Genomic DNA, 3,132 nt, shown 5'->3' on the forward strand with positions numbered 1-3,132 from the left:
CTCGCGCGGCGTCGCCGTGGCCCAGCCGGCGAAGCCCGCGCCCGCGCCCGCCCCGCGCGCGGCGCCCCCGCCGGAGGCGCTGCCGGCGCTCGCCAGCGTGGTGACGGGACGGGGCGAGCGGGCGCTGGTGCTCGGCCGCGCGGTGAAGGGGGGCGGCATCGAGGTCGCGCAGGTGCTCGTCTCCGACGAGCGGGGCGTGCTCCAGCTCCACCTGGACGAGAAGAGCCGGGGCACCTGGCGCCGCCTCCTCAAGGAAGGCGTGGAGAAGGGTGGCACGGTGGAGCTGCCGCTCGCGGACGCCGCCGCGCTGCTCGCCGAGGCCGCCGGCACCAACCTGCGCACCCACACGCCCTTCCCGCCCGACCTGGAGGTGGCCCTGCGCCACTTCGACGTCCAGCCGCGGCTGGAGCCCACCGTCCTCCCGCCGCCCGAGCCCGACGACGCACGCCGGGTGCTGGAGGGCGACCTGCTGCACGACACGCAGGAGCTGGCCGCGTGGCTGCCGCCGGAGCCCGAACTGAAGCGCCTGTTGGCGAAGATCGACGAGGTGGTGGCGAGCCCCCTGTCCCTGAGCGACGTGCAGCGCCAGGAGCAGTTGCAGGCGGCCGTGCTCCAGGTGGCGCGGGAGTTCTTCACCCCCGACACCCGCCGCCGCTACGCCCTGCGGCTGTGGTGGATGGCGGACTACTTCGAGCGCACCGCCCGCGCCCGCGAGGCCGCGGTGGCCCGGGGCGAGGCCCGCCGCCTCTTCCATGGCCCCGAGGAGCCCTTCTCCCGCTTCGCCGAGCGCATGTTCGAGAAGGTCCTCGCCCTGGTGGCCGCCGCCGGCGCCCGGGCCGGCGTGCCTCCCACGGCGCCCGGCCCCCGCAACACCGAGGCCCCCGCCGCGCCCGCTCCGGCTCAGGAGCGGCGCAGTCCCGGGGGCCTCATCCTCCCCTGAGCCTCAGGGGGAGGTCACTTCGCACTCACTCCGGCGACACACGCGCGCGCAGGAGCAGGTCCAGGTTCTCGTGCTCCCAGGCCTGCGCGCGTGAGTAGTCGTGGAAGCGCTTCTCGTGCTCCATGAGCTCCGGCGGGTGGATGCAGCGCCGCCCGTCGTCGCCCCGCCGCGTCCGGTAGACGTGGTGGAGCATCTCGTGGAAGACGATCCACTCCACGAAGTAGCGGGGGACCACGGGCTGGTCCAACGCCGGGTGGATGCGGATGACCTTCGAGTCCGCCGAGTACGACCCCATCTTGATGCTCTTGCGCGGCCCCTTCACCCGGGGCGCCGGACCGTAGGTGATGGCCGCGTCGATGCGACGTGCGAAGTACCGCTCGTTCAGCCGGTCGAAGATGCGCTCGAGGTCGTGGTAGCGGCCCGAGGGCTCCAGCCGGATGCGCTTGCGCATCTGCGCCGGGGACAGCCGGCGGATGTACATGCGGTTGCGCTCGATGAACCGGTCCAACAGCACGCTCGCGTCCGCGTCGCCCTTGCGGACGAAGCTGGCGAGCGCCTGCACCACGTCATCCGGCGCGGCCAGGAACATGTGGTGGAGGCGCAACCGCCACAGCGCCCGCTGACGTTGAAAGGTCAGCATCGTGTGCGTGTTGTCGTGAATCTCCACCGCGACCTTCGCGCGCAGCCGCGTGCGCAGCCGGCGCTCGAGCACGCGTCTCCAGACCTTCAAGAGCCGGTTCGGCTCCGGGGCCTCGGGTTGCTGCTGTCGGCCTACCCGCCCGGCCGTGTAACTCCGCTTCGTGACGATGTTTTTCTGCTTCTTGAGGCGCGCCATGGAGCGCCGGATTCTACGGCCCCCTCTGACATGCGCAATGCACGCCCCAAGCGTAAAACCTAGGAAATCCAACGACTTAAGGGCACTCAAGCCCACCAGGTCCCACTTGTCCGCTCCGGGGGGAGCCCCGCCCATATGGGCAAGTCCGCGTCCCGACTAGCGCCGCGCCTTGCATGGCACCGGCAGCACGAGTGGACCCTCACTGGCACGCTCGATGAGGTAGGATTTCTTGCCCTTGGGTGCGCGGCGACCCGGGCAGGCATAACTCACACGGAGCGTGCCAGCGGGCAGGTTCAGCAGGGCATTGACGGCCAGCTTGTCGCCGCTCTCCTGCTTGAGCAGGGTGCGAGCGGGCGCCTCGAAGCGGACCGCCACCAGGGTGGGGCCCTCCGGGGGCATGGGCGGGGCGACGGGTTCGTGCGGGGTGTCCGCGCCGAGCGCCTGGGCTTCGGGCGAGGTGCCCGCGCCGCCCGTCGCCGGTGAGCCCGCATCCGCTCCGCCACTGGTGGCGGGCGCGGACTCGGGGACGGGCGTGTCGGCGTGGACGGGAGGAGGCGTGGGCGACTGCTGGGGCCGTGCGGGCGGGGGCTGCGGCTTGAGCGCCTGCGCGGACAGGTCCGGTACGGACGGCAGCGGCTGGGGGCCACGGCTGTTCCACGCCCACCACGCGACGGCGGCGAGCGCCACCACGAAGAGCACGAGCACGGGGAGGAGCCACTTCGCCCCGCCGCGGGAGGGCGTCGCCGCGGTGTCGTACTCGTAGCCGGCGTAGCCCGCGGTGGACTCGTCGTCGTCGTCGTCGTCGCGGTGACGGGGCGTGGGGTGGGTGACGGCCCCGGACAGGCTGGCGTCGGTGCTGAAGTGGTCGTCGTCGTCGCCCACGTTGACCGGAGGGGGCACGCGCGAGGCGGGCATCACCGGACGGGAGGCGTGGCGCTGGTTGACCGTGGGCGGGGTGAGGGACACGGAGTCCCCCGCGTCCTCCTCCAGGGAGGACATGCGCCGCATGGGCGTGGTGAGGGACACCGACTGCGACGCCTCCGCGTCCACCAGCGACGGCCGGCGCATGGGCGAGGTGAGCGAGATGGAGTCCGCCGACTCCACGTCCACGGAGGAGATGCGCCGCATGGGCGTGGTGAGGGACACCGACTGCGACGCCTCCACGTCCAGCACGGACTGCCGGCGCACCGGCACCGTGAGGGAGACGGACTCCCCACCCTCGTCCTCCGGCTCCGGTGCGCGGCGCGGCGGCGTGAGCGCGGGGGCCTGCCCGGACGTGGCGCGGCGCTGGCGCGGATCCGCCGGGGCGGGGGTGCGCGGCGGGGGCGACTCGGCCTGGGCGGCCACGCGCGGCGAG

The 3,132-nt window shown here is 73.4% G+C and carries 2 protein-coding genes and 1 pseudogene; 1 reads left to right on the forward strand and 2 read right to left on the reverse strand.

Going from position 1 to position 3,132, the window contains the following annotated elements:
* The coding region (locus LZ198_RS42625; RefSeq protein ID WP_253977909.1) for a hypothetical protein at positions 1-940 on the forward strand (940 nt) is incomplete at its 5' end.
* A gap of 25 nt (positions 941-965) precedes the next feature.
* On the opposite strand, the gene LZ198_RS42630 is transcribed toward LZ198_RS42625, so the two are convergent.
* Both LZ198_RS42630 and LZ198_RS42635 read right to left on the reverse strand, forming a co-directional pair.
* Positions 966-1,775 (reverse strand): hypothetical protein, encoded by an 810-nt coding sequence (locus LZ198_RS42630; RefSeq protein WP_253977910.1) that lies wholly within the window; start codon positions 1,773-1,775, stop codon positions 966-968.
* Positions 1,776-1,931: 156 nt separating this feature from the next.
* Positions 1,932-3,132, reverse strand: a pseudogene (locus LZ198_RS42635) (hypothetical protein); the annotation flags it as partial.

It is taken from the genome of Myxococcus dinghuensis, from assembly GCF_024198235.1.
Lineage (GTDB): Bacteria > Myxococcota > Myxococcia > Myxococcales > Myxococcaceae > Myxococcus > Myxococcus dinghuensis.